Here is a 25,347-nt window from a genome sequence, read left to right as displayed (position 1 = left end):
TGGTAAATTTGCATCCATGATTTCCATCACAAACCTCTCTTACTACCTCGGTAGCCGGGCGCTCTACGAAAATGCGTCACTCCATATCAAGCCTAACCAGAAAATTGGTCTGATTGGCCTGAATGGTACCGGCAAATCGACGCTACTCCGAATTATCAATGGCGAATACCAACCCGATGGGGGGATTATTTCCAAAGCGGGCGATGTATCGATCGGATTCCTAAATCAGGATTTACTTTCTTATCAGACCGACGATTCGATCCTTGCTGTTGCTATGCAGGCGTTTGCCCGTCAGAACGAACTGCAGATCAAGATTGAGGAATTGCTTCATAAAATGGAGACCGATTATACCGATGATCTGGTTGATAAACTGGGCAAGGCGCAGGAAGAGTTTGACGCCCTTGATGGCTATACAATCCAGTCCAGAGCCGAAGAAATTCTGGAAGGCTTGGGCTTCTCGACCGACGATCTTCAACGGCCACTAAAGTTATTCTCCGGGGGCTGGCGGATGCGTGTAATGCTCGCCAAGCTGCTGTTGGAAAAGCCTTCATTACTGATGCTTGATGAGCCAACCAACCACCTTGACTTACCGTCGATTCAGTGGGTTGAAAAATACGTTCAGAACTATGAAGGGTCTGTAATTGTGGTTTCGCACGATCGTGAATTCGTTGATAATGTGGTCGATACCATTGTTGAAGTGTCGGGGGCAAAACTGAATTACTACGCTGGCGATTACTCGTACTATATGGAAGAGAAAGCACTGCGTAATGAGATTCAAAAAGGAGCGTTCGAAAACCAGCAGGCCAAAATTCGTCAGACAGAGCGATTTATCGAACGCTTCAAAGCGAAGGCTTCGAAGGCTAAACAGGCACAAAGCCGGGTTAAGCAACTTGAGCGTATGGAGCTTGTGGATGATGTCATTGACAGCAATGCACGAGTTAACTTTAAGTTCAACTTCTCGCAGCAACCCGGTCGGCATATTCTGCACCTGGATGATATCTCGAAGGCTTACGGCGAAAAACGTATCCTGACCCATTCTACAGCTCGTCTGGAACGGGGTGATAAAGTGGCACTGATTGGGGCCAACGGACGTGGGAAATCAACATTACTGCGCATCATTTCAGGCTCAGAACCCATTGAGGGTAACCGCATTTTAGGCTACAACGTCTCATTTAGTTTCTACGCGCAGCACCAGCTGGAGTCGCTCCGGGTTGAAGATTCGATGCTGGACGAGCTGAAACAGGCAAATCCAACAAAATCGGATGGCGAGCTTCGGGGCGTACTCGGTTGCTTCTTGTTTTCGGGTGATGATGTGTTTAAGAAGATCAAAGTGTTGTCGGGGGGAGAGAAATCGCGGGTAGCGCTGGCAAAAGTATTGCTCTCACAAGCCAACTTCCTGCTACTTGACGAACCGACCAACCACCTGGATATGCAGTCGGTGAATATTCTGATTCAGGCTTTGCAGCAGTACGAAGGTACGTATGTGGTTGTTTCTCACGACCGGTACTTCGTATCGCAGATTGCGAACAAAATCTGGTACATCGAAGACGAACAAATTAAAGAGTACCCAGGCACCTACGACGAATACGAATGGTGGCAGGAAGAGCGGAAAGCGCAAGGTCACGCTCCGTCGAAGCAACCGACTGACAATTCGAAGATGCAGCCTGCACCCACCCCAGCACCCGCTACGAACGGGAAGGCTACGAATGGCAAACCATCAGAAGATGAGCGAAAAGAGTGGCAAAAAACACTCAAGAATCTGAACCGTCAGGCTCAGGAGTCAGAAACGAAAATTGCCCAGTTGGAAGAGCGAAAAAAATGGCTCGAAACCGAATTGGCGAATCCCGCTACCTATGGCGATGATAAACTGATGCAGGCCAAAAATGACGAATATCGACACGTAACGGCCCAGATCAATCAATTGCAGGATGAGTGGGAAACGGCTATGCTCGAAGCCGAAGAGTGGGAAAAGAAACTGGCCTAATCAGGTTTTAATGAGCGAAAGGATGAATGAGTGAGAGAGCGAAATTTACCGGATGCTATTCACTCATTCACCCTTGCACTCTTTGCTTTTATCATACAAATAAAATATACTTGTATTTTATTTGTATGATCATGGGCGACTATAAAAAAGGTAGGGGGGCGCAGTTTAATACAGCCAATTCATTCTCGAAACATCACTATGCGTTCGATGATCAGCGTGATTTTTATAATGATGATTTTCTCGAACCGACAGTAAAAACACAGTTTTTCGAGGAAACCCCTAAGCAGATTATCAGTCGCCCCAACAGCCCTGATATTGGCTTTGTTGCGTCGATCAACCCGTATCAGGGCTGTGAGCATGGCTGCATTTACTGCTATGCTCGGCCTACGCATGAATACTGGGGCTTTTCGGCAGGTCTGGATTTTGAGAGTAAAATCATGGTGAAGAAAAACGCGCCTGCTTTGCTGGAAAAACAATTTCAAGCGCGTTCGTACAAACCCGATGTCATTCATTTTTCGGGTAACACCGATTGCTACCAACCTGCCGAGCGGACGTATCAACTGACTCGACAGATGCTGGCCCTCTGCCTGAAGTATCGTAACCCCGTTTCGATCATTACAAAAAATGCGCTGGTTCTCCGCGATCTGGATATTCTGAAGCCGATGGCTGCTCTGAAGCTGGTGAGTGTAGCTATTTCGATTACCACGTTAACAGAAAGTCTGCGCCTATTGCTGGAACCGCGTACGGTTACGGCGGCTCAACGATTTAAAACGATGCAAACCTTGCATCAGGCGGACGTACCCGTAGGCATTATGACCGCTCCAATTATTCCTTCGTTGAACGATCATGAGATTCCTAAACTGATTGAACAGGCAGCCAAACAGGGCGCTTGCTGGTCTGCCTATACGATTGTGCGCTTAAACGGAGCACTTGGCCCCCTATTTACCGACTGGATTCAACAAGCCTTTCCTGACCGCGCCGACCGTGTACTGAACCAGATTGCCGATTGTCATGGCGGCCAGTTGAATGATTCACGATTCAAAACCCGTATGGCAGGAGAAGGGAATTATGCACAGCACATTGCTCAACTGCATCGTATCGGTTGCCAGAAATACCTCAGCGACCGTCAACCTCCTCGACTCAGAACGGACCTATTCCGGCCTGCGGGGCAAATTGGACTGTTTGAGTAGGCTACGAAAAACCACCTATTTCTCATACGAAAACCCTTTTTCCTTTTCACTGTTTTGATCGGCGGGTTCCAGCGTAAGTTTATGATCGAAAGATTGGGTTACGGTTTTATGAATGCCTTTGCAAATGGTGTCTAAGGGTAAATCATTGTCGTCGGTACCAAAGGGGTTTTCAATTTCTTCGGCGATAATTTCAAGGCTGGCCAACACATAAAAAACGAATATGACCAGCGGAATGACCAGATAATGCAGATTGGAGACGTACCCAAGCGGCAATGTCAGGCAGTAGAAAGAAATGAATTTCTTGATAAATGAACTATAAGAAAAAGGGATAGGGGTATTTTTGATTCGCTCGCAAGCGCCACAGACATCCATTAACGCCTGAATTTCTGAGTTCAGAATAATGAGATGTTCTGGCAATAACACTCCTCGCCGTTGTAAATCGTTAACCTTGCCAAAAATGATCAACGCAATTTGTTGAGGAACATGCTCATTCAGGTGTAAGTTCTGAAGGCTGAATGTTGAGGGTTCTGTGAATTCCCTTTCAAAAGATTGTTGCCGAAGATGATTTTTGAGGGCAAAGGCGAAATTGGGAATCATGGCCCGAAAAAACTCACGGGTTTCGGTTTGATCTGGTTCCAGTAATTGATCTAGCTTCAGCGCCAGATTTCGGGAGTTGTTTACCAGCGATCCCCATAATTTTCGACCTTCCCACCAACGGTCGTAGGCGGTATTGGTACGAAAAACCAGCAGCATCGAAATTACGAAACTCAGCAGCGTGTGCATGAGTGAGAAGTTCTTCAGATGCGGGTTTTCGCTCAGATCGAGCAGTTCGAGTATATGAACGATTACAAACGCGTAAAAGCCTACGCCTACTAAAATAGGCAGTAATTTACGTACTGTATCGGCCCGATTAAACGTAACAATAAACCGGAGCCATTCTTTGGGGTTATACCTGACCATGTAGCTGTTGTGTTGAGCAAACTATAATCATACGCGATTCTGCTGACGATACCAATGGTTAAATTCATTGCTATTGGCAACTTTGTATAATCGCGCCGATTGTAAAGCGTTAATTTAGTAACTCTGTCGTATTAAAATAAGATTAAATGAGTTTACTTGCCCGATTGTCTACTCTTTTGTTTTTGGGAATACTAGTGGCCCCTGTCTGGGGGCAGCAGCTGAAAACCATCGATCATATTTATGATCCGAAAGTGGAAACCGTACTGCTATTTCCACAAGTGAGTACCAACCAGCTCGACCCATCGCTAACCCTCAATCCGCCAGTTATTTCGCTGGATGAACAGGTAGCGCTCCAGCTCGAATTTGATGATCTGACAGCTACGTATCGCTCATTTCGCGCTCGAATTGTTCATTGTAACGCCGATTGGCAACGCTCTATTCTGAACGACATTGAGTTCACCTATGAATATAACGACAATCCGATTACGGAATACCAAAATTCGATCAACACCAAAATTCCGTATTATCACTACCGATTTACGCTTCCCAAACTGAAACTGCCGGGTAATTACCTGTTGGTGGTTTACGACGAGCGTAACCGAAACAACATCATCTTCACCCGTCGGTTTTGTACCTACCAGAATCGGGTACAGATAACGGCCGAAGCACGCTTTTCGACAGACCCGGCCCGCCAGTTTTCCGATCAGCAAATCGATTTGAGTATTAACTACAAAGGCTATCAGGTTATCTCACCACAAGATGATTTCAAGGTGGTGATCCGGCAGAATTACCGTGATGATCGTGAGATTCGTGGATTACGTCCGACCAATGTACAGTCTTTCGACCAGACGCTGGAATATAAGCTCATCGACCTGAGCAACACCATGTTAGGTGGGAATGAATACCGGTTTTTTGATACAAGAACGGTACTATCCCGCGCAAACTACATTGATCGAATCGACCGGCTTGCCGACCGAAATGTGGTTTATGTGCAGACGGATAAATCTCGAAATCAGGGCCCTTATATTCAAAGTGATGATTTCAATGGTCAATTTGTAATCGACCAACGGGAAACCAGCAATGGGGCAACAAATGCAGACTACATCGAAACGGTTTTCACGCTCAAAATACCTGAAGTGCAGAACTGGGATATATACGTAAACGGGGCGTTTAATTTCTGGCAACTAAACGATCGAAATCGCATGTCATTCGATGCTTTGTTGGGGGCCTATAGAGCCACAATTCTACTCAAACAGGGCGTTTACAACTATGATTACGTTGGGCAAACGACAACGACGCCACCCAAAACAGACGAGCATTTTATTGAAGGAAGCTATTCTGGCACAGAAAACGACTACGAAATATTTGTGTATCACCGCCCACCCGCATCTCGCGCCGATCAATTAATCGCGTATCAGAAAATAGGCGTGAATAAGCGGAAGTGATGTAAAGCGTTAATGGCTTAAGGCGCTAGTTTGAGCCCTACAAGCCCTCCACTTTTTCTATACCACAAGGCAATTTGGCAAATCTATACCCGTGCTGGTAGTCTTTTCGAAAGCTCATCTGATTTCGATTTACACAAAATTCACTAATCGCTATCCGCTCTAAAAGAGTGGTTAATCGGCAATTAGCCTCTTCCCGTACTACACGCTTTTATCCAATTTCTTCTTCAGATTAATTGGCAGTCATCAACTGTCCTGATTTTGTCCGCAAGTGAACAGAATTTGTCCGGTTGCGGACGTAACTAAGAATTGGCACAAAAGATAATACACTGATAAACAGGATAATTAAAGTTTTGGCACGCTCATTGACTTAATGATAGCAACTCAGTAAACAACACAAACACTAAACAACTACTACCATGTTACCACTAATGAGCAAAGTTGCCGCATCACTTTTGTTAAGCGCTTCAACCCTGTTTAATCCTACCACCCCCAAAACGCTATCGTTCGACGCAAGTGCCTTTGTAACCTCCGATCATCAGATTCGGGTGGCCGTTCGTAAGTCGGCCGAAACCCCAATTGAAGTAGTACTCCGGAACAAAAGCCACGATGTACTGTATCACCACAACATTGGCAAAAAAGAAGACAAGTACACTGTTAAATTGAATGTTAATGATTTGGCCGATGGCGAGTATGAACTGGAAATCAAATCGAACGAAGGCAGTATCGTTAAGCAACTGAATGTGTCATCGCAGCCTGTTCAGCAAGCCGTTCGTACCATTGCAATGAACTAGTAGAAACGAAGGAAATCTATTACAAAGCCCGGCAATTGTCGGGCTTTGTTTATTCCAGGCAAGATAGTCGGGGAGGCTGTAAAAAATTTACTCGATTAGGATCATTCAACCCTGTACGCTTGCAGCTTTTCGATTCGAAAAGTGTCCTTACCGCATCGTATTTCGATCTGACAGTCAACTGAATAGTACACTACAAAAAACATCCATGAACGCACACTACAAATCCGACAAAGAGCCAATCGAGTTGTTATTAGGTATGGGTGGAGCTGTCCAGTACCTCGAACATACGGTCAAAGATGACTTGCATTATACGGTTTTGGTAAAAACGAAAACGGGTAATAAACAAGTTACGATTCCCATCGAAGCCGTACAGAGCATTTACGCCAAAAAGCCATCCGAAGCCGTCATTAACTCGATCAAAAAGCAACTATTATCAGACTCATCGGACGGTGGCAACACGTTTATTACAACAAAAGAACCCCAACAACCGAATGTGGATCGCTGGGGTTGGTTATCGAAAGTATTCAAGCGGCAGAAATAAGAAACATTTTTTGTCATCCCGACGACAGGAGGGATCTTACTGTTTCCTAGTAATCTCGTAAGGCTACTTTAGGATCCCTCCTGTCGTCGGGATGACAAAAACCTATAAACTTTGATCAATACCCCTGCAAATCAAACTCGGCGCTATCGATCTGCTCGACTCGTTTGCCCATCTTTTTCTGGATGATTTTGAAATGGTGTTCATCATCAGGCGTAATCAACGAAAACGCTTTCCCCTTCGCTTCGGCACGACCGGTTCGACCAATTCGGTGAACGTAGTCTTTGGGCGATCGGGGCAAATCGAAATTAATGACGTACGGGAGCAACTGAATGTCAATGCCGCGCGCCAATAAATCGGTAGCCACCATCACGGTAAGCTGACCTGCTTTGAATTTCTGGAGTACTTCGGTTCTTATGTTTTGCCCTTTCTGGCCATGAATAGCTGCGGCCTGAATGCCGTTTTTATTCAGTTTAACAACCAGATTGTCAGCCGTTCGGGTCGATGAAACAAATACAAGAACCTGCTTCATTTTTTCGGTTTTGATCAAATAGCGCAGAAACGGGCCTTTGCGTTCAGCACTAACTTTATAGGCTAATTGCTCAATCTGCTCCAGATTGGTTTCTTCTTCGGCAACCTCAATTTTAATGGGTGTTCGTAACAGCGTTGAGTTTATATCCTGAATGGCGTCGCCAAGGGTTGCCGAAAATAGGATTGTCTGGCGTTTTTTGGGCAATAGCGCAAACAACTTGCTCATCTCGTCGGCAAAACCAAGTTCAAGCATTTTATCGGCTTCATCGAGCACCAGAATTTCAACATCCGATAACCGCAAGGCACGCTGATCCAGCAAATCCAGCAACCGACCGGGCGTAGCGACAATAATGTCAGCTCCGTACACGGCCTGCATTTGTGGGTTGATGGAGACACCCCCATAAACAGCCACGGTTTTTACTTTCGGAAACAGATGCACTCCCAAAGACTCAAATACTTCGGCAACCTGCCCTGCCAGCTCCCGTGTGGGCACCAGTACTAGAACGCTGGCGTACCGATTGCTGGCGTCTTTTGTCCGATGAAACAATTCCAGAATGGGCAATACGAAACTGGCGGTTTTACCCGAACCGGTTTTAGCGATACCCAGAATATCTTTCCCGCGCAGAATAGACGGAATGGCATCCCGCTGAATGGGGTAAGGGCGCGTGTATAATTGCTCCGCTGCAGCTTTTACCAGTGGTTCGGATAAACCGAGCGATGCGAACGTCGCGTTATTTTTTTCCGCTTCGTTTAATGGGTCGACCATATTTTAATCTTTTTTCGGCAGCGTGATCGCGCCGTACGTTTACTTTTTGATTCTTAGCCAGTTTCTCGTGAAAAGCGGGACCAACATCTTCCCGTTTGGGTGCTTTCACTTCTGGCATTTTCAGGTGAAGCTTCGGCTTTTCAGCCTCAGTCAGCACCTCCGAAATGGCGAGATCTTCAGGTAACGGGACCAACGGAATCTGATAATTCATCAACGCTTCGATAGCCTCCTGTTTTTCCTGATCGGCGGGGGTAATGAAGCTAATCGCAATCCCTTTCTGATCAGCCCGCCCGGTTCGGCCAATTCGGTGAATGTAGTTTTCCGGCACGTCGGGCATGTCGAAATTGATCACGTGCGACACTTCGGCTACGTCTAATCCACGGGCAACAATATCGGTAGCAATCAGAATCCGAAACGCACCCGATTTAAAGTTCTCAACAGCCTCAAATCGCTGATTCTGGGCCTTATTCGAGTGAATAATCCCTAACTGGCCGGGGAATTTAGCGTCAATTTCTTCGTAGACCATATCCGCCAGTTGCTTAGTGGCCACAAAGACCATTACTTTGGTCATGGCAGCGTCCTGATTCAGCAACAGCTTCAGGAGGTTAATCTTTGTGTAAAAGTTAGGAACCTCATAGGCCGATTGCGCAATGTTTTCCAGCGGTGTACCAACAGGCGCGGCTTCAACCCGGACCGGATTGTTGAAAAACGTATCAATCAATTCTTCGACTTCGGGGGTGATCGTTGCCGAAAACAATAAGTTTTGTCGCTTTTGCGGGAGCAGGTCCAGAATGTTTTTCAACTGTGCGCGAAAGCCGAGATCCAGCATCTCATCCACTTCGTCGATGACCAGCTTTTTAATCGCTTTGGTTTTCAGAACATTACTCGCCAACAAATCGACCACCCGACCGGGTGTCGCAATTAATATGTCCATTCCCTGCTGAACCTGCGCGGCCTGTGGTTTCAGGTTGACACCCCCATACACGCCAACAGCAGTCAGGTTCATATAGGTTGTCAGTTGATTCACAGTTTCCAGCACCTGAACGACCAGCTCGCGGGTGGGCACAATAATCAGAAGTTGGGCCAGTTTTTCCTTCGAAAATTGAAGCTGACGAAGGCAGGGCAGCAGATAGGCCAGCGTTTTCCCCGTTCCTGTTTGTGCCAGTCCGCACACATCCCGCCCCGACATAACTACCGAAAACACATTCTGTTGAATGGTTGTGGGCGTTGTGTAGCCCAGGTCATTCAGGGCATTTATTAGCGGTTTATTCAGATTCAGTTCCTCGAACGTCATAGCTTATTCATTGTCTACCAGCCTGCAAAGGTACGGCTATTCCGGGAACCCATGTTTTTCTGACAGGATTTACAGGATAAAACAGGATTTTATTAAATCTTCACCCACATAAGTCTTGTCCAGAGATCAGAAAGAAATCCTGTTTTATCCTGTAAATCCTGTCGAAAAATTTAATCCGTACTTTTAGGGTATGATAACCCCACAACAACAGGAGCAGATTCTGAACAATCTGGGCATTTCGGCCTTGAAACCGATGCAGGAGGCTGCTCAGAAAGCCATTTTACAGGACAACGATACGTTTTTGATAGCCCCGACGGGTTCGGGTAAAACGATTGCGTTTCTACTACCCGTTTTCCAATTGCTTAAGCCGGATCGCAATGAAGTGCAGTGCCTCATCCTGGCCCCCACCCGCGAACTGGCGTTGCAGATTGAGCAGGTCTGGAAGAAAATGGCGACGGGCTATAAAGTCAACGTCTGCTACGGTGGGCATCCGATGGAGACCGAAATCAAGAACCTTAGCAATCCCCCTGCCCTATTGATCGGCACACCCGGACGAATTACAGACCATATTTCCCGTCGAACCTTCTCGCTGGACGGTATTCATACGCTGGTTCTGGATGAATTTGATAAATCGCTGGAACTGGGATTTCAGGAGGAGATGGCCTATATCATCAGCGACTTACGTAATCTCCGGAAACGGGTGCTCGTCTCGGCAACGTCAGGCATTACCATTCCCGATTTTATTCGGCTCAACGCACCCACTACGCTGACCTTCAAGTCCGACGAAGATGTACCGACGGGCTTAACCGTCAAGCTGGTTTATTCAGAAGCAAAAGACAAAATCGAGACGCTGTTTCAACTGCTTTGCTCGCTGAACTCGGAATCGGCTTTGATTTTCTGCAACCATCGGGAAGCCGCCGAGCGAACCAGCGCTTTGTTGAACGAAATGGGCATTTATTCGACCTTTTATCATGGCGGCATGGAGCAGGACGACCGCGAACGGGCGCTGATTCTGTTCCGAAATGGCAGTGTCAATTACCTGGTTACCACCGATCTGGCGGCTCGCGGGCTGGACATTCCCGAAATGAAACACGTGATTCATTACCATCTGCCGCCACATGCGCACGAGTTTACCCATCGCAACGGTCGAACGGCGCGTATGCAGACATCGGGAACGGCTTATGTGATTTTACACCGTGATGAACCCCGCCCACCTTATCTGGATAAATCGCTCGAAACGTTAGAACTCCCCGCCAATTCACCCTTACCAAATCCACCCGAATTTGTGACCATTTATATTAGTGGTGGGAAGAAAAACAAGCTTAATAAAGTTGACATCGTTGGTTTTTTCTCTCAAAAGGGGCAACTCGAAAAAGGCGATTTAGGCTTGATTGAGGTGAAGGATTTCATTTCGTTTGCCGCTGTAAAAAAAGCCAAAGTCGATGCTTTTCTGAAGCGAATCAAAGACGAAAAAATGAAGGGGAAGAAGTATAAAATTGAACTAGCTCGTTAGGATAGCGCGAACTTCTACGCTCGTGCTGATTATTCTTCGGTCTCATTGATTTTCACTAATTAATCGAGGAAAATACCTTTCTATTTTTTCCAGTCTCACCGGGTTAAAACCCGGTGAGACTGGAAAATAAATCGCATTTATTTAGTAAAAACCAATCTGGCCGGTTGGCTATTAATTTTTTCGGCCAGAGGTTGGAGAATAATTGGCATAAGGCTGGAGCCTTGCACTATAAGCGCCATCTGTTACAAACTAACGAACCTTATTTTCCAGCACAATCAACGGCAAATACCCATTCCAATTAGGCTTGAAACCGACTTCATTCAAAAACCCCTGCGAGTAGTTGCCTAAAACAATATCCAGATCCCCGTCTCGATCGAGGTCATTTACATCCATGCACATCCAGCGGCCGTAGGTGTGTATGGGTATTGCATGGGGAGCAAAATTCAATGGGTTTTTCTGCTCAAAATAGATGAAAGTTTCGGCGGGGTTGTTTTTTAGATCACCGAAGAAAGCAATGGTGGCCAGATCCAGATCGCCATCTTTATCGAAGTCAGCGGCAACGGCTTTGGTGCAGCCGTTGATTGGGTAGAAGTAGGCTTGCTCATAACGATTATTGCCTTTGTTCAGGAAAATATAAACGCCGTGAAATCGCTTCAGAACTCGCGAATAATCGCTGTTATCACCACAAGTATACAGAATATCCAATCGCCCATCTTTGTTGAAATCGATTAACTGAAAACTGGTAGACCCGTAAACAGGTGGAAACTTGAGCAGATTACGATCATTAAAACCACCTTGCTGATCGTTGGTAAAAAGCCAGATACCCTCGTCGGCATGGGCGAAGAGAGCCATAAAATCGAGCCAGCCGTCGTTGTTAAAATCACCCGTAATGACTTGGGTAGCACCTGGCACTTCCTTAATAACCTGTTTCTCAAACTGATGATCGGGCCGCTGCTTTAACATGTATAAACCACCGGCATTATGACCGAATCCGCAAACGATATAGTCCGTCAGACCATCATGGTTAAAATCTGCTGGCGTTGATTGGATAGGACGCGGCAATTGCCTTGCTAGGGTAATAGGCTGGCTAGTTGCCGATTTATCTAACTCAACCTCAACAACTTCACCACTGGGCCGATCAACCGCCATCATCGTTCCAATACAGGTCAGGAGCGCTCGATGAGAACCGCCAGCCTGTATAAAACGCGCCTGAACGGCAGGTGAATTTAGGGTACGAATCAGGGTTGGTTTCAGTGCCGAATTCCACTGATAAAGTCCTGACGTGTTTTCATTGCTCGAATAAATCTGCCCACTAACCGAATCAACAGCAACCATCGTTGTAGTAGCCAGTTCGGTTTTGATTTCAGCCGGTTTTCGCAAGTTGAAAATGGCCCAATCGTTAACCAAAGGCGTTGGCGGGGTCGCTTTGGTGGGTTTCGCAGGTGCGAATTTTTCGTAATAGGCCAACAACTTCGTCCAGTTTTCGAACGAAATGGTAGCGTTTGGTGAGGGGTAATAGTGGGTTTTCTGCCAGACTTCCAGCCCTAATTTGGTCGCCATTTCGGGCAGAACGTGCTTGCTCCAGGTCTCCTTATCCAGTGCTTCAGGGGCAACGGGCAAATGGCAGGTACCGCAATACTGACGAGCTAGTTTTTCTCCCTCCGCAGCAACCGGGTCTTTCGTTGTGGTTGATTCCGTGCTGGATTGGCAACCGGCCAGGGCAGCACATGCGCCGATTACTAGAAGTAAATAAATTCGATGGAAAAGCTTGTGCATTATTGGCATTAGATTAGCCTGAATCAAAAATTACCTTCGAGGCCCGTTAGGGCCACAACAGCGTAGCGTCGGTAGCAATAGCTAGGGGCATTTGTTGTTTATAAATGTGCCGTAGGTACATAACATAGGGCTAACAATACAGTTGTGTACCTACGGCACACGAATAACTTATTCATGATTTTCTTCTACCGACGCTGCGCTGTTATGGCCCTAACAGGCCGAAGCAACCCGACGTTAGGTAAACAAAAAGAGGCAGCACGATGACTGCCTCTTTGCGTAGATCATAAACTCATTAATTATACCCCGGATTCTGCGTTAGCGACGACTTGCCACTGGATGTACTCAAGTCGATTTGCCGTTGTGGAATTGGGAAATAATCGCTTTTGCCAGACGTAAAATGACCACCCCGAATATCCGTCGTTACGGTACTTTCGTAGGTAAAGTAGGCATTCAAGGTTGCTTCTGCCGTTCCCCAGCGTACCAGGTCGAAGAAGCGGTGGCCTTCCATCGCCAACTCCAGTTTGCGCTCAAAATAGATCGCTTTCAGCGCACCGTCTTTACCCAGGCTAGCAAATCGGCCCGCTGGATACACCACTATTTTGTAATTGGCAGCGGTTGTTGTTGAATAACCCGCCAAAGGCGTTGCGTCGTTAGCGTATTTGTACACGAAGTTGACCGGATTAGCAGCCCGAGCCCGTACCAGATTGACATACGTTTGCGCCTGATCCAGATTGCCCAATTGAGCTTCCACTTCGGCAGCCATCAACAACACATCGGCGTAACGAATCAAATTCAGGTTAATAGCCGTACCCGGTGCCCACGAATGGTTATCGGCATACTGGTCCTGCGTAGCCTGCATGTAAATATTTTTCTTCGGCGAATACGGTCCGGCATAGGTCTGACCTGGGCTTCGAATCCAGTCGGCACCGGGGTGATTGCCCCAATCCAGATATGGAATACCCCGACGACCAATCGTCCAGTCGATGCGTGGGTCCAGATTATCAGCGTCGGGTGTAAAGGCCTGATTTGACGCAACGCCCTGATCGTTCTTCACAGGATGGCTATTGTAAGCATCCACATACGGTAAGCCCGTCGCATCAGTCCGGTACGAATTGGCCAAATCCTGCGATGGCTGGAAGAAACCGCAGCAACGGAATGGACTATTACCATAGGGGAAGTTCAGCATATCGCCCTGATTGGCATTGGCGATGGTACCGGTACCATCATTAGCCACCATCTGAATCGCGAACACTGACTCAGAATTGTTTTCCGTAGCAGCATCGAAGTTATCGTGGAACTTCGCCACCAATGCATATTTCAGTCCATTGCTGGTAACTCCCGAACTAATCACCTGATCGAAGAGTGTTTTTGCGTCAGCATATTTATGCTCGTACAGATAAGTTTTGGCCAGATAAGTCATTGCTGCCCATTTATTTACCCGACCCATATCCGACTGAGTAGCCGGCAGATTATCCACAGCATACTTCAAATCAGCTTCAATTTTCGGCCAGATATCCACATTGTTCGGTTGCGAACTGGCAGCCGATGTTTCGATGGTTTCATCGATCCACGGAATGTTATTGAATAGTTTCTTCAGCTCGAAGTAATAGTGTGCCCGCAGAAAACGAGCCTGAGCGGTAAAACTGGTCCGCTTGGCATCAGAAACACTCGTTGCCTTTGCCAGAACCCGTAAGGTTGAGTTCGTCCGGTTTATACCCTCATATACTGTCCGCCATTTCCCGTTAAAAAAGCCGTTGCTGGGATCAGATGTAAACTTGGCGATGGCATCAATGGCCGGCTGATCGCTACCGTCACTGCCTTTGTGCGCATCACCACCAGCAATACTTCCGTATACCCAGTTACTGGGCGATGCCTGCCAGGCATCGGAACCACTCAGGTTCAGTGCCGAGCCGTTGTTGTACTGACCATCCAGCGCGGCATAGGCCCCCGTAAGCAACGCATCTACCCCACTTTCGGTGGCCAGCGTCTCGTCACTTAAGGCGCCCTGAGCGGCTATATCAAGACTATTTTTACAGGAGTCAAACGTCAAGCTGACCGCCGTAACTGCCAGGATGGCTATATATTGTTGTATTTTCATCGTATGTCGAGTTAATGAGTTAGAACGTCACATTCAAGCCAAACAGGAACTGGCGCTGGTTTGGATAAACACCTTCGTCGATACCAAACGAGGTAGTATTTGAGAACGACTGATTCAAACTACCACCTGAACTGTTGTTGGTGTTTGCCGTCGTACCAATTTCAGGGTCCAGGCCCGAGTACTTGGTGATCGTGAACAGGTTAGCCGCCTGAACGTACACCCGCAAACGCTCAACACCTGCCTTTTTCAGTAAATTGGCGGGCAACGTATAGCCGATCTGTGCGTTTTTAGCCCGCAGGTACGACCCGTTTTCTACGAAATACGAGTTAGGCACGTTGGCCGAGCTAAACGATCCAACGGTTTCCTGAATTGGCGCTTTGGCATTGTGATTTTCGGGCGTCCAGGAATCATACAAAGCTGTCCGACTTTTAGCACCCTGGAAGTTCGCGTTGAAATCGGTCCACCAGCGTACGTTGTTCCAGATATCGTTACCCTGCGTTCCGTAGAAGAAAATGCTGAAGTCAAACTTCTTATAGGTAGCACCCAGATTCAAACCATAGCTGAATTTTGGGTTCGGATTGCCTAAGTAAGTCCGGTCGGCATCCGTAATCTGGCCGTCGCCGTTGGTGTCGGCATACCGGAAACGACCGACCGCTACGTCGCTCTGATATACAGCAGCCGAGTTACCCGTCTTTTGCTGAGCCTGCGCATTAGCCGCATCAATTTCTGCCTGCGAATTCCAGAATCCGGCAGTCTTATAGCCAAAGAACTGTCCGATAGAATGGCCAACTGAGTTACGAACAATATAACTACCATTGAACCGACGGCCTTCCTGATCGAAATAGTCGATACCATCGGCCAGCGACACAATCTTATTGTTGTAGCTCGTAAATGTAGCTGTGGCGTTTATCTTCAGATCACTTGTGATGTTAAGATTGGTCGAAGCCGCAATATCCAAACCGTGGTTACGCATTTTAGCCACGTTCACAGCGGGGGCAGTACCTAAACCGGCCGTTCCGGCCAGTTCAAGCGTGTATAGCAGATCACGAACTTGTTTGTTGTAGTAATCAACCGTCAGATCAAGCTTACCTTTCCACAGGCTGGCATCGAAACCAATGTTGGCATTGATGTTTTTCTCCCAGCGTGCATCGGGATTACCGATCCGGGTCCGTTGGAAGCCCAGCGTATTAGCCGAGTTCGAACCATTGATGGCGTAATACGACGATGTTCTGTCGCCACCGTAGGTTGTGTAAGCATTGGCTGGGTCTACGTTCAACTGGTTCCCCATGATCCCGTAACCGCCCCGAATTTTCAAGTCATTTAACCATGTGACACCTTTCAGGAAGTCTTCCTGCGACGCCCGCCAGCCAGCACTCACCGCCGGGAACCAGCCATACTGGTAGTTCAGGAATCGTGACGAGCCATCCCGACGAATAGTTGCGCCCAATAGATACTTGTCTTTCAGCGAGTAATCGACCCGACCAATCAGCGAGAACAACGCATCAGCGTAGTAATTGCTATAGTTCGTTGGCGTTCCCGACCCCGTTGAGAGGTTCGTAAAGTTTGGATCGAAGGAGAAATAGCCCTGCGTTGTACCGCCCACGTTACGACCCTGATTCTTATACGCTTCGGTACCTACCAGTACTTTCAGATCGTGCGTGTTGTTGAAATTATGCTGGTACTGGATCGTGTTGGTCCAGGTCCAGTTCGAGCCATTGAACGTATTTTCGGTATATGAGTTGGTCGTCGTGTTCTCCTGGTTCTCGTACGTTGGGTACGTGAACGAATGGAAATTCCCCATAAAAATCTCACCCCCGAAACTCGTGCGTGCCGTGAAATCTTTCAGGAAGTCGATCTCAGCATACATGTTCCCGAACAATCGGTTGTTCAACCCTTTGTTATTTGCGGTTCGTTGCTGAACAGCTACCGGGTTGCTGGCGTTTCCAAGTCCTTGTCCATAACCACCGGCATAATTGCCCATGATGTCGTAGACCGGAATAATGGTCTGCTCCCGGAATGCCATACCAATGGCGCTACCTTCCTGCAAGGCGTTAACACGTGGGTTGTCCGTCACCGAAAAGGCAATGTTCTCACCCACCCGGATGTTTTCCCGAATGTTGTACTGGCTGTTGGAGCGGATCGTATACCGTTTCAGGTAGGTATTGATCAGCGTACCCTGCTGGTTGAAATAATTGAACGAGAACAGGTAATTGCCTTGCGGCCCTCCACCACTAACGGCCAGGTTCTGACTCATGATTGGTGCCGCTTTGAAAATCTCGTGGAACCAGTCGGTGCCGGTTTTGTTGGCCCGTGTAATCCGGTAGAACGAGTTGTACTGATCGGCGCTGTTGTAGGTTGGGTTTACATTATACAAGGCAGGATTTACGGATGCATCACCTTCCTTTGCTCCCTGTGGCGAAATATAATCGGGCAATACGGGCGTGGCGCCACTACCATACAGCGGATCGTTGATGGCTACGTTTGGATTGGCATTTCGCAACGCATTGAACTTCAGCTGTGCTGTTTCCTGCGGATTGAGCAAATTCCAGACGTTACCGCTTTTCGGAATCTGGGTGCCGTAATACGAATCGTACTGAACTTTTACTTTACCGTTTCCGCGACGGGTCGTAATGATAATCACACCATTAGCCGCCCGCGAACCGTAGATCGACGCCGAACCAGCATCTTTCAATACCTGCATCGACGCTACATCGTTGGGGTTGATATCGTTGATATTCTGCGTCGGTACACCATCCACAACGTACAACGGCTGGTTATTTCCGAAGGTATTCAACCCCCGAATCCGCACCTGTGGAGCCTCACCAGGCTGCCCCGATCCAAGTACTGTAACGCCAGAAGCACGCCCTTGCAACTGATTGGTAATCTGTGAGGTTGGCTGTGTCTGAAGTTCGGCTACGTTCACAACAGCCACGGCACCAGTGAGGTCTTTTTTCCGTTGTGTACCATACCCAACCACAACCACTTCACTCAGTGATTTTACGTCCGACGCCAGTTTGATGTCGGGTAGGGTTGTGCGGTTGTTAATGGCGATTTCCTGCGATGTATAGCTAATCGATGAAATGACCAGGGTTGCATTACCGTCGGGTACGTTCAGCGAGAACTTACCGTCGGCGTCGGTTGCTGTACCAATGTTGCTCGTTCCTTTAACCAACACCGTGGCACCTGGCAACCCAGCGCCGGTTTCATCGAGAACCCGGCCCGTGACGGTTATAGGCGGAACGGGTTTTTCGACGTTTGGGCTGCTTTCTGGTGCAGTAGCTACCCGTTTCAGGATAATTGTTTTTCCGCCTACTTCATACGAAATAGCAGCAGGGCCCAGTACTCGATCGAGCACGTCGGAAAGTCTTTCGTTCGTAAACGTAAGCGCACCAATTCGTTGCTGTGTAAAGATGCGTGGGTTATACATGAACTTCACATCGACTTCTTTGCCAATGCGACTGATGGCCTGTTCAACGGTCAGGTTGGCGAGTTGAAGGCTCACACGCCGATTGAGTAATTCCTGACCATACGTATCATGCGCCCGTGCCATTGAAGCAACCGTTGTTACCACAAAAAACAGGTAAAAACTGACTCGCATAATTTTAAGCAGCCGGTGCTGCATTTGTATTGGAATTGTCATACTTTTGAATTGTTTGTCGGTTTAGATCGGCAATAAAATTCCCTTACCCTGTTGGAGAGGGTGCTTTTTAGAAGAGAGCAAGTGAGGGAAAACTCTGGAGTCAGTGATGTTGGCGCATTGCTGACTCTTTTTTTGGAGGTAAGCGTACTTATTTTTCAGACATAGGCTAAGAAATTGTGTTGAGTAATTTTATGACATTCATTGACATCCTTTGCTGCTAATTAAAATCTTTCCGTCCATCTGCTCATACTGAGCATCCAGCGTTTGGCAAATCATATTGAGTTTTTCAAACAGGGGTTCATCGTCCAGCGAGGCCGTCAGATAGCAGTTTTTCATGACCTCCGCATCGAAAACAATCTCCACACCATAAGCTCTTTCGAGCGAGGCAAAAACCTGGGTAATGGGTGTATTCCCAAACTCGAACATCGATTGTTGAATGGGCATATCGAGTACTGTTGGCGAATCGACCAGCGAGCGTAACAGGCGATTTTCGTCCTGATAAAACTGTACGCGTTGATTCGGCGTCAGTACTAACCCGGTTAACTGTTTCGATTGCTGTTTTTCAACTCGCTCTTTATCCGACCGGGTAAACACAGACACCTTCCCCGTTTTCACGATTACATTGACTTCACTTTCTCCATCAGCCCGAACGGTAAAACTGGTACCCAATACTTTCGTAATCAGATTATCGGCGTAGACAAAGAAAGGTTTCTCCGGATTTTTAGCCACTTCAAAAAAAGCTTCGCCTGTCAGGTAGATTTCCCGCTTTGTGTGCTGGTTGAACTGCTTCGGGTAACTGATACGACTATTTGGCTGAAGCAGCACCGAGCTGCCATCGGAAAGCATAACCAGTTGGCTGCGGGCGGTTTTGTTCGTAACTTCTTCCAGGGGAGATTCGGCCGTAGCGACCAGGTGCTGATAAAGTCGGGCCGATGTATTGGCGTTTAACCGATTCTGTTGCCAGCTAAACCAGGTTACACCAAGCAGAACCACGGCGGCTGCGGCCCATCGCCAGACCGGCATCTGATACCAAACCACTGGCTGACTAACTGGAACGGGTTCAATAGCCTCCATAATTTGACGGATATTTTGCCGAACCTTTGCCGATGGCAGCACAAACGTATCGCCCTGAATGGCTCGCAGTGTTTCCTGCGCTTTTCTGAATGTAGCCGCTTTCTCGGGATATCGATAGGGGAACTCCTCCCATTCCTGCGCTAGTTCGGGTTCGGCCTTACCTAACAGCCACAGCCGAAAGGTTTCGTCCTCCAGAAAATCGCCTAGCTCGGAATGGTTAAATGTTTTCATCAAAAAACGCTACTTGTCTACCCCTTTATTCAGACAATTAGCGAGCTAAAAAAATATACCCTCTGTTTTTAACTTTTTTTTAGATTCTTTTTGAAGGATAAAGGAAGTGGACTAAAAACAGCTGGTATTTTTTCATTCTCACCGGGTTAAAACCCGGCGCAAAACATAGAATGGATGAACTGCACCGGGTTTTAACCCGGTGAAAATGAAAAATATATACCATGCCTCAGGCATGATCCACCTTAAAAAAAGCAATAAAACAGCATGGAGACGGAAAAGCCCTGCCAGTGTTCGCGCAGATAGGTGAGCGCCTTATGAAGATGATTAGAGACAGACTGGCGGTTGATGTTCATGATTTGGGCGATATGATCCACATCCAGCCCTTCGAAGTAACGTAAGTACAACGCTTCCTGCTGACGAACGGGTAATTGATTAATTGCTTCTTTTACTTTTCGGGTGGTGAACTGCTCTTTTTCCAGCCGAAAAAGGATTTCCTGAAAATTCTGCTCAGATGCCATCTCAGCCGCTTCGTCCTCCGCAACCCAGCCCCGCCGATACACCCGCTGCAACTCCAGCAACATTTTGTGTCGGAAGGATTTGAACAGATATTTTCGAATCGAATCGGTCGCCCCAAGCGATTGGCGTTTCTCCCAGAGGTACACAAATAGATCGTGAAGACAATCTTCGATCAGCCCGACATCTTTGGTAAACCGGGTGCCAAACCGAAATAAACTGTTGTAGTTAGTGGCAATAATCTGCTCAAAAGCAACCTGATCGCCTTCTCTAAACCGTTGCCAGATCTGTTGATCAGAAGGAAAATCGGTTAATGTAGCAGTTTCAATCATTAATCTAACGTTGATGAATTTTAGAACTACAAATATTCCAAAATAATGCCATTAAGTGTCAAAAAGGCTTTTTTTTATATATCGTAGTCCTTAGGGATAGCACTATTCGACTAAATAGTATACGTTTGGAAACATACATTTGTTGCATGAAGAAGCAATCCGGACGTCTGGCGCGAGTATTCACTCGCGCCTTTTTATTTTGCCAGTATTCACTGGCGCAAGCGAATGCTTGCTATAGTAAAAGGCACGAGTTCAAACTCGCGCCATCGCCAGCTCTTTACAAACAACTCGCCATAATCTCAATCGCTCTATCTTGTTCAGCCAGATTTAGCGAGGTAAAACCCAATCGAGCAGCATTATAATTTATTAAGCCCGTATTGTAGCGCTGTCCATCGCTCATAATCAATCCTTTTGTAGCCGCTTTCGCCGAAACTTGCTGGAGATCACTGTCAGTAAATTTAGTCCAGACGGCCATACCGCCATCGGGTATTTTGAACGAAACTCGATCGCCAAGTTGATCAGTCATCAATGCACAGAAATGGTCCCGGCGCTCCCGATAGAGGTTAACCACTTTCCGAATGTGCCGACTAATTGTTCCGTTTCGGTACAGTTCGGCAATGGCGATCTCCATCATACTATCGCCCTGCCGATCAATGGCCATACGCAGATTGGCAACCGTCTGAATAAAATTTTCGGGTGCCACAATGAACCCAACCCGAATGGCCGGAACCAGCGTTTTGCTCAGCGTCCCGATGTAGATCACGCTGCCGTGATGGTCGAGACTGGCCATGGGTTGAATGGGATTACTGGTGTAATGAAAATCGTAGTCGTAATCGTCTTCGATAATGGCAAACTTGTAGGTAGCGGCCAGTTCAAGGAGCCGGATGCGTCGCTCAGGGGGCAGGGTCACCGTAGTGGGATGATGGTGATGCGGAATCACATACAACAACCGGACTCGCTTCTTTTTACAAAGCTGCTCTACCGCATCGACATCAATGCCAAACTCATCGACAGGAACCCGATTGATTTGTGCGCCCGTCTGCTGGCAAATGAGCGTAGCGGCAAAATAACTGGACTCTCCTACCACGACCTGATCACCCGGTTTCAGCAACAGCTGAGCTGTCAGATAAATGCCCATTTGCGCACCACGAGTAATCATCACGTTGGCAGTCGAAATGGGTAAGCCCCTGGTTTCACGCAGAAAATTCGCCAGCGTTTCGCGCAGGTAATCAGTACCTTCCGGATTCCCATACATATGATATTTTCGGAAGGCGGTCTGCCGACTCACGCTTCTTAACTCGCGCAGTAGCGGCTCATTAGGAATTAAGCGCGTATCGGGAAAGCCATCATTGATGATCAATGCTTTAGCGTCTGGAATAACCACTGCGGGAAACGAACCAAGCCGATTTTCCTGAATAGCGAAAATCGTTTGGCTTGGATAAGTCAAGACAAAGTCGCTCGTTTTCAGCTTCTTTGGTTTGATCTCGGGCAAATCCTGAACAACGAAGGTTCCCTTCCGAGGAATCATCTCAATCCAGCCCTGCGCCATGAGTTCATCGTAAGCTGCTACGATGGTTTTTCGATGAATAGACAGCGCTTCAGCCAGTTCACGGGAGCCCGGCAATTTTGATCCGCTCCGCAACTGCCCCCGGCGAATTTGCTGAATGATGGCATTAACAACCTGCAAATAAATGGAGGTATCGGCGCTTTTGTCGATCTGAATAAAGTCCTTGAACGAGAACATCTCTGGACTACTTTATTTGTTTAATCTGGACTATAAAAGTAGTCCAGGAAAGATAGACATTTGTCGAGACAAAACACAAGTACAAACGGCCATAAACGCACCAAAAAGCGGCTGTTGCCAACTTAAACAGTACAGAGCATGAAAACCAGATTAAGCGTTAAAGTAGTAGAACCCAGAGTTTATACAGCCATGATGGAAGCGGTAAAACAACAAGCTTCCTTCGGTCTTGATCCTATATTGACCGAATTGATCAAAATGCGCGTGTCGCAATTGAACGGCTGCGGTTACTGCCTGAACATGCACGCCAAAGAAGCCCGCCGAATTGGCGAAACTGAACAACGGCTTTACACACTAAGTGCCTGGTGGGAAACGCCCTTTTTCACCGAAATCGAACAGGCGGTTTTGCGGTTCACTGAAGAATTGACGCAGTTAACCAACAAGGGCGTATCCGACGACGTGTATGATAAGGTGGTAAGCCTGCTTGGCGAGCAAAAAGTAGCCCAGATCATTCTGGTCATTAACACCATTAATAGTTGGAATCGCATTGCAGTCGCTACGCATATGGTGGCTGATCGGGATTGACAACCATCACAAAATCAACCATTTATTAGCCCACCGCTTTAGCTGTGGGTGGTAAAAAAAAATGGCGAACTTACGCCAACCGTTTTAACGGTTTGTTGACAAAAAAACCGTTAAAACGGTTGATTGCTACCTTACATTATTCCAATTCCCACAGCTAAAGCGGTGGGCTAAACTCTTAACGCTCAAATGAAAACATTACTCATTATCAGTGTTATACTGGCAAGTTCGCTATCAGGCCAACTCTTTGCTCAACATGACCATACGGCGGCTACTAGCAGTCCTACGACCGTAACTCGCTCTATCATTCGTCAGCAGTTATTGAACGAAAAAGGGATCGACAATCGGGAAGTCCAGATGCTTATTGTGGACTATCCGCCCAACAGCTCCTCACCTGCACACCGTCACCCCTGCCCTACGTTTGGCTATCTACTGGAAGGCGAACTTGAATCTACCTTCGAAGGCAAGACGCGTGTGTATAAGAAAGGGGACACGTTCTATGAATTCAGCAATGGACTGCACAGTTCAGCCCGTAATACCAGTGCGACAGTTCCGGCTAAACTATTAGTCTTTTTCGTAGCTGAACCGGGGAAACCGACCTCGGTTCTGGAGAAGTAGTCCCCTCACCCCCTGTCCCTCTCCCGTTTTGGGAGAGGGGAGAAATGCACGCCTATTAGTACCAAATTCATTTAATCTCATGGCTACCATGCAAAACCCCACTAAATGGGTGTATTTCATTGCGTTATCGCTTATTAGGGGAAGCAGTTACATTCTGATTAAGAAAGGTCTCGAAGGGTTTGGCTACGTGGCCGCTGCCACCATTCGATTGGTCACGGCAGGTCTTGCCTGTCTGGGAATCCTGATTTCAGTGTAGTTGGTCTGGCGAGAGAGGAAATTAGCTGTGCAGGTAGGTAATGGATACTGTAAAATGAATAATTAGTGACTCATTATCCATTAGTAATTTCCCCCTCTGGCTGGAGCTGGGCTTGTTTTTGGTAGTTTTCTAAGAGTGTGTCATAAGCTTTCGATTTCATGGCTATAATCGTAATGATGAGGCCAATCAATCCGGTAACTGTAAACAGAAGTGCTAATCCCCTATCCTTACCTGTACCAAACCACGAACCTATCAGTTCTGCGCCCGCTCCGGTGGTCATGAACGGAATGAATATAAGTTGCGCAATGGGACCAATCATAAACGCGGTTATCGGGGAAGCCGCCTGTTCGATACTCTGTGCAAAGCCAAACACCCGCCCCTGACGCTCTGGCGTAATCAGCTTTTGCAGAATCGTCTGTTCGGCCGCTTCAACAACCGGAATGAGGCACAGGTAAATGAACATCCCAACCGCCAGCAGAATAATCGATGCCTGTATCGTAAAGAAAACGCAGACTGTCCACATGGCGATGTTGGACAGAAACAGGGTGCGAAGCGGCTGTTTACCAAGGCCTTTTTTCGATACAATTAAGCCGCCAATAATAAACCCGAGGCTCAGAACACCCCATAAAACACCCCAGGTCTGGACCGTAACTAACGATAGGCCATACGCATCCATCAGCGACATAAATACACCGCCCAGAAAGTTGTTGAAGGTATTGAAAAAGATAAGTGCAAACAGGCCTGGTACAAGATTGATAGCCTTGATTGTTCCCCGAATATCAATGCGTTTGGTATGCTCCTCGGCATGGACAATTCCTTTCTCGGGAATCTCTAAAAGCCAAAGATGAATCAGTACCAGGGCGGTCAGTCCAATTGCGATAACCAGCATCCAGAAAATACCCAGAAAGCCAATAATTAGTCCGCTGAAAATCGACGAAACCAGAAAGGAAACGCCATTGGTGGTGCCAACCATCCCGTTTGCTTTATCCCGACTATCTTCAGGTATCAGTACCGTCACAAGCGTTGAGAGCGCAATGCTTCGAATGTTTCCGGCGATGGCGCCTACCAAGGAAAGAATGATAAATGTCCACAGAACCGGGCTGGCGGGGTCTTTAAAGATTTTTTCGGGTGTTGTGATGAAAATGAGAAACGAGAGGCCGTATAAAACAAGCGAGCCAACACTCGAGAAAATCATCGAGAGCTTCTTTTTATACCGATCGACCAGTGAGCCAAGGAAAAAACCGGAAAGCGCTACCGTACCTGAATAGACACCAGCCATCAACGAGGTAGCCACTACCGATTTGGTCTCTAAGTAAACCCAGAAAGTAACCGCAAACCAGACAAGATTATTGGTCAATGAGGCAACCAGCGAGTTGGCTAAAATGGCGTAAAATCGGTTCATCAATTAATTTGGTCCGTAGGATAATACAATAAAACCTGCCGAGGCAATATAAGTTCTGGTTAAAACGCAAAC

At 47.3% G+C, this 25,347-nt stretch carries 19 protein-coding genes; 9 read left to right on the top strand and 10 right to left on the bottom strand.

Annotation, left to right across the window (positions count from 1 at the left end; genetic code table 11):
* The first annotated feature begins 16 nt into the window (after positions 1-16).
* Positions 17-1,984 carry an ABC-F family ATP-binding cassette domain-containing protein gene (locus ACYVGR_RS32220; RefSeq protein ID WP_460964234.1) on the top strand — a complete coding sequence of 656 codons (1,968 nt, stop codon included), beginning with the start codon at positions 17-19 and terminating at the stop codon, positions 1,982-1,984.
* A gap of 131 nt (positions 1,985-2,115) precedes the next feature.
* The gene (locus ACYVGR_RS32215) at positions 2,116-3,174 is read left to right on the top strand and encodes a PA0069 family radical SAM protein (protein WP_460964232.1); all 1,059 of its coding nucleotides are present in this window, start codon (positions 2,116-2,118) and stop codon (positions 3,172-3,174) included.
* Positions 3,175-3,189: 15 nt separating this feature from the next.
* On the opposite strand, the gene ACYVGR_RS32210 is transcribed toward ACYVGR_RS32215, so the two are convergent.
* Positions 3,190-4,134, bottom strand: coding sequence for a bestrophin family protein (locus ACYVGR_RS32210; protein WP_460964230.1), 945 nt, complete (start codon positions 4,132-4,134; stop codon positions 3,190-3,192).
* A 146-nt stretch (positions 4,135-4,280) separates the two neighbouring features.
* On the opposite strand from ACYVGR_RS32210, the gene ACYVGR_RS32205 reads away from it, so the two are divergent.
* From ACYVGR_RS32205 to ACYVGR_RS32195, 3 genes are all read left to right on the top strand, one after another.
* Positions 4,281-5,579 (top strand): type IX secretion system plug protein, encoded by a 1,299-nt coding sequence (locus ACYVGR_RS32205; RefSeq protein WP_460964228.1) that lies wholly within the window; start codon positions 4,281-4,283, stop codon positions 5,577-5,579.
* A 416-nt stretch (positions 5,580-5,995) separates the two neighbouring features.
* The gene (locus ACYVGR_RS32200; RefSeq protein WP_460964226.1) at positions 5,996-6,370 is read left to right on the top strand and encodes a hypothetical protein; all 375 of its coding nucleotides are present in this window, start codon (positions 5,996-5,998) and stop codon (positions 6,368-6,370) included.
* 205 nt (positions 6,371-6,575) lie between these two features.
* Positions 6,576-6,911, top strand: a complete 336-nt coding sequence (locus ACYVGR_RS32195) for a hypothetical protein (RefSeq protein WP_460964224.1) — start codon at positions 6,576-6,578, stop codon at positions 6,909-6,911.
* 115 nt (positions 6,912-7,026) lie between these two features.
* Here the strand turns inward: ACYVGR_RS32195 and ACYVGR_RS32190 are convergent, their stop codons facing one another.
* Complete coding sequence (locus tag ACYVGR_RS32190) at positions 7,027-8,205, bottom strand: DEAD/DEAH box helicase (protein ID WP_460964222.1); 1,179 nt, start codon at positions 8,203-8,205, stop codon at positions 7,027-7,029.
* Positions 8,171-9,499 (bottom strand): DEAD/DEAH box helicase, encoded by a 1,329-nt coding sequence (locus ACYVGR_RS32185; RefSeq protein WP_460964220.1) that lies wholly within the window; start codon positions 9,497-9,499, stop codon positions 8,171-8,173. The genes ACYVGR_RS32190 and ACYVGR_RS32185 overlap by 35 nt, the downstream gene beginning before the upstream one ends.
* 190 nt (positions 9,500-9,689) lie before the next feature.
* Here ACYVGR_RS32185 and ACYVGR_RS32180 point away from each other — a divergent pair, with 190 nt between their 5' ends.
* Complete coding sequence (locus tag ACYVGR_RS32180) at positions 9,690-11,012, top strand: DEAD/DEAH box helicase (RefSeq protein WP_460964218.1); 1,323 nt, start codon at positions 9,690-9,692, stop codon at positions 11,010-11,012.
* Positions 11,013-11,261: 249 nt separating this feature from the next.
* On the opposite strand, the gene ACYVGR_RS32175 is transcribed toward ACYVGR_RS32180, so the two are convergent.
* The 6 genes from ACYVGR_RS32175 to pdxR form a co-directional block, all read right to left on the bottom strand.
* On the bottom strand, positions 11,262-12,788 hold the full coding sequence (locus tag ACYVGR_RS32175) for an FG-GAP repeat domain-containing protein (protein WP_460964216.1): 1,527 nt from the start codon (positions 12,786-12,788) through the stop codon (positions 11,262-11,264).
* A gap of 292 nt (positions 12,789-13,080) precedes the next feature.
* The gene (locus tag ACYVGR_RS32170; RefSeq protein WP_460964214.1) at positions 13,081-14,886 is read right to left on the bottom strand and encodes a RagB/SusD family nutrient uptake outer membrane protein; all 1,806 of its coding nucleotides are present in this window, start codon (positions 14,884-14,886) and stop codon (positions 13,081-13,083) included.
* A gap of 19 nt (positions 14,887-14,905) precedes the next feature.
* Positions 14,906-18,526 carry a SusC/RagA family TonB-linked outer membrane protein gene (locus ACYVGR_RS32165; protein ID WP_460964212.1) on the bottom strand — a complete coding sequence of 1,207 codons (3,621 nt, stop codon included), beginning with the start codon at positions 18,524-18,526 and terminating at the stop codon, positions 14,906-14,908.
* A gap of 198 nt (positions 18,527-18,724) precedes the next feature.
* The gene (locus ACYVGR_RS32160) at positions 18,725-19,831 is read right to left on the bottom strand and encodes a FecR family protein (RefSeq protein WP_460964210.1); all 1,107 of its coding nucleotides are present in this window, start codon (positions 19,829-19,831) and stop codon (positions 18,725-18,727) included.
* Positions 19,832-20,073: 242 nt separating this feature from the next.
* On the bottom strand, positions 20,074-20,676 hold the full coding sequence (locus ACYVGR_RS32155) for an RNA polymerase sigma factor (protein ID WP_460964208.1): 603 nt from the start codon (positions 20,674-20,676) through the stop codon (positions 20,074-20,076).
* A 277-nt stretch (positions 20,677-20,953) separates the two neighbouring features.
* Positions 20,954-22,420: a MocR-like pyridoxine biosynthesis transcription factor PdxR gene (gene pdxR, locus ACYVGR_RS32150; protein WP_460964206.1), complete on the bottom strand. Its 1,467-nt coding sequence runs from the start codon at positions 22,418-22,420 to the stop codon at positions 20,954-20,956.
* Positions 22,421-22,558: 138 nt separating this feature from the next.
* Between pdxR and ACYVGR_RS32145 the strand changes: the two genes are divergently transcribed.
* The 3 genes from ACYVGR_RS32145 to ACYVGR_RS32135 all read left to right on the top strand — a co-directional run bounded on the left by ACYVGR_RS32145 (position 22,559) and on the right by ACYVGR_RS32135 (position 23,873).
* The gene (locus ACYVGR_RS32145) at positions 22,559-23,002 is read left to right on the top strand and encodes a carboxymuconolactone decarboxylase family protein (RefSeq protein WP_460964204.1); all 444 of its coding nucleotides are present in this window, start codon (positions 22,559-22,561) and stop codon (positions 23,000-23,002) included.
* 186 nt (positions 23,003-23,188) lie between these two features.
* Positions 23,189-23,617, top strand: a complete 429-nt coding sequence (locus ACYVGR_RS32140) for a cupin domain-containing protein (protein ID WP_460964202.1) — start codon at positions 23,189-23,191, stop codon at positions 23,615-23,617.
* Positions 23,618-23,696: 79 nt separating this feature from the next.
* A complete protein-coding gene (locus ACYVGR_RS32135) occupies positions 23,697-23,873 on the top strand; it encodes a hypothetical protein (RefSeq protein ID WP_460964201.1) in 177 nt (58 codons plus the stop codon).
* A gap of 73 nt (positions 23,874-23,946) precedes the next feature.
* On the opposite strand, the gene ACYVGR_RS32130 is transcribed toward ACYVGR_RS32135, so the two are convergent.
* A complete protein-coding gene (locus ACYVGR_RS32130; protein ID WP_460964199.1) occupies positions 23,947-25,275 on the bottom strand; it encodes an MFS transporter in 1,329 nt (442 codons plus the stop codon).
* Between the last annotated feature and the right edge of the window lie 72 nt (positions 25,276-25,347).

Source organism: Spirosoma litoris (assembly GCF_054776755.1).
This window is presented reverse-complemented; position numbering and strand designations above follow the sequence as displayed.

Bases quoted from the DNA above. Each gene is read 5' to 3' on its own strand.
- ACYVGR_RS32220 (WP_460964234.1), top strand. From the start codon at position 17: ATGATTTCCATCACAAACCTCTCTTACTACCTCGGTAGCCGGGCGCTC.
- ACYVGR_RS32215 (WP_460964232.1), top strand. From the start codon at position 2,116: ATGGGCGACTATAAAAAAGGTAGGGGGGCGCAGTTTAATACAGCCAAT.
- ACYVGR_RS32210 (WP_460964230.1), bottom strand. From the start codon at position 4,134: ATGGTCAGGTATAACCCCAAAGAATGGCTCCGGTTTATTGTTACGTTT.
- ACYVGR_RS32205 (WP_460964228.1), top strand. From the start codon at position 4,281: ATGAGTTTACTTGCCCGATTGTCTACTCTTTTGTTTTTGGGAATACTA.
- ACYVGR_RS32200 (WP_460964226.1), top strand. From the start codon at position 5,996: ATGTTACCACTAATGAGCAAAGTTGCCGCATCACTTTTGTTAAGCGCT.
- ACYVGR_RS32195 (WP_460964224.1), top strand. From the start codon at position 6,576: ATGAACGCACACTACAAATCCGACAAAGAGCCAATCGAGTTGTTATTA.
- ACYVGR_RS32190 (WP_460964222.1), bottom strand. From the start codon at position 8,205: ATGGTCGACCCATTAAACGAAGCGGAAAAAAATAACGCGACGTTCGCA.
- ACYVGR_RS32185 (WP_460964220.1), bottom strand. From the start codon at position 9,499: ATGACGTTCGAGGAACTGAATCTGAATAAACCGCTAATAAATGCCCTG.
- ACYVGR_RS32180 (WP_460964218.1), top strand. From the start codon at position 9,690: ATGATAACCCCACAACAACAGGAGCAGATTCTGAACAATCTGGGCATT.
- ACYVGR_RS32175 (WP_460964216.1), bottom strand. From the start codon at position 12,788: ATGCACAAGCTTTTCCATCGAATTTATTTACTTCTAGTAATCGGCGCA.
- ACYVGR_RS32170 (WP_460964214.1), bottom strand. From the start codon at position 14,886: ATGAAAATACAACAATATATAGCCATCCTGGCAGTTACGGCGGTCAGC.
- ACYVGR_RS32165 (WP_460964212.1), bottom strand. From the start codon at position 18,526: ATGACAATTCCAATACAAATGCAGCACCGGCTGCTTAAAATTATGCGA.
- ACYVGR_RS32160 (WP_460964210.1), bottom strand. From the start codon at position 19,831: ATGAAAACATTTAACCATTCCGAGCTAGGCGATTTTCTGGAGGACGAA.
- ACYVGR_RS32155 (WP_460964208.1), bottom strand. From the start codon at position 20,676: ATGATTGAAACTGCTACATTAACCGATTTTCCTTCTGATCAACAGATC.
- pdxR (WP_460964206.1), bottom strand. From the start codon at position 22,420: ATGTTCTCGTTCAAGGACTTTATTCAGATCGACAAAAGCGCCGATACC.
- ACYVGR_RS32145 (WP_460964204.1), top strand. From the start codon at position 22,559: ATGAAAACCAGATTAAGCGTTAAAGTAGTAGAACCCAGAGTTTATACA.
- ACYVGR_RS32140 (WP_460964202.1), top strand. From the start codon at position 23,189: ATGAAAACATTACTCATTATCAGTGTTATACTGGCAAGTTCGCTATCA.
- ACYVGR_RS32135 (WP_460964201.1), top strand. From the start codon at position 23,697: ATGGCTACCATGCAAAACCCCACTAAATGGGTGTATTTCATTGCGTTA.
- ACYVGR_RS32130 (WP_460964199.1), bottom strand. From the start codon at position 25,275: ATGAACCGATTTTACGCCATTTTAGCCAACTCGCTGGTTGCCTCATTG.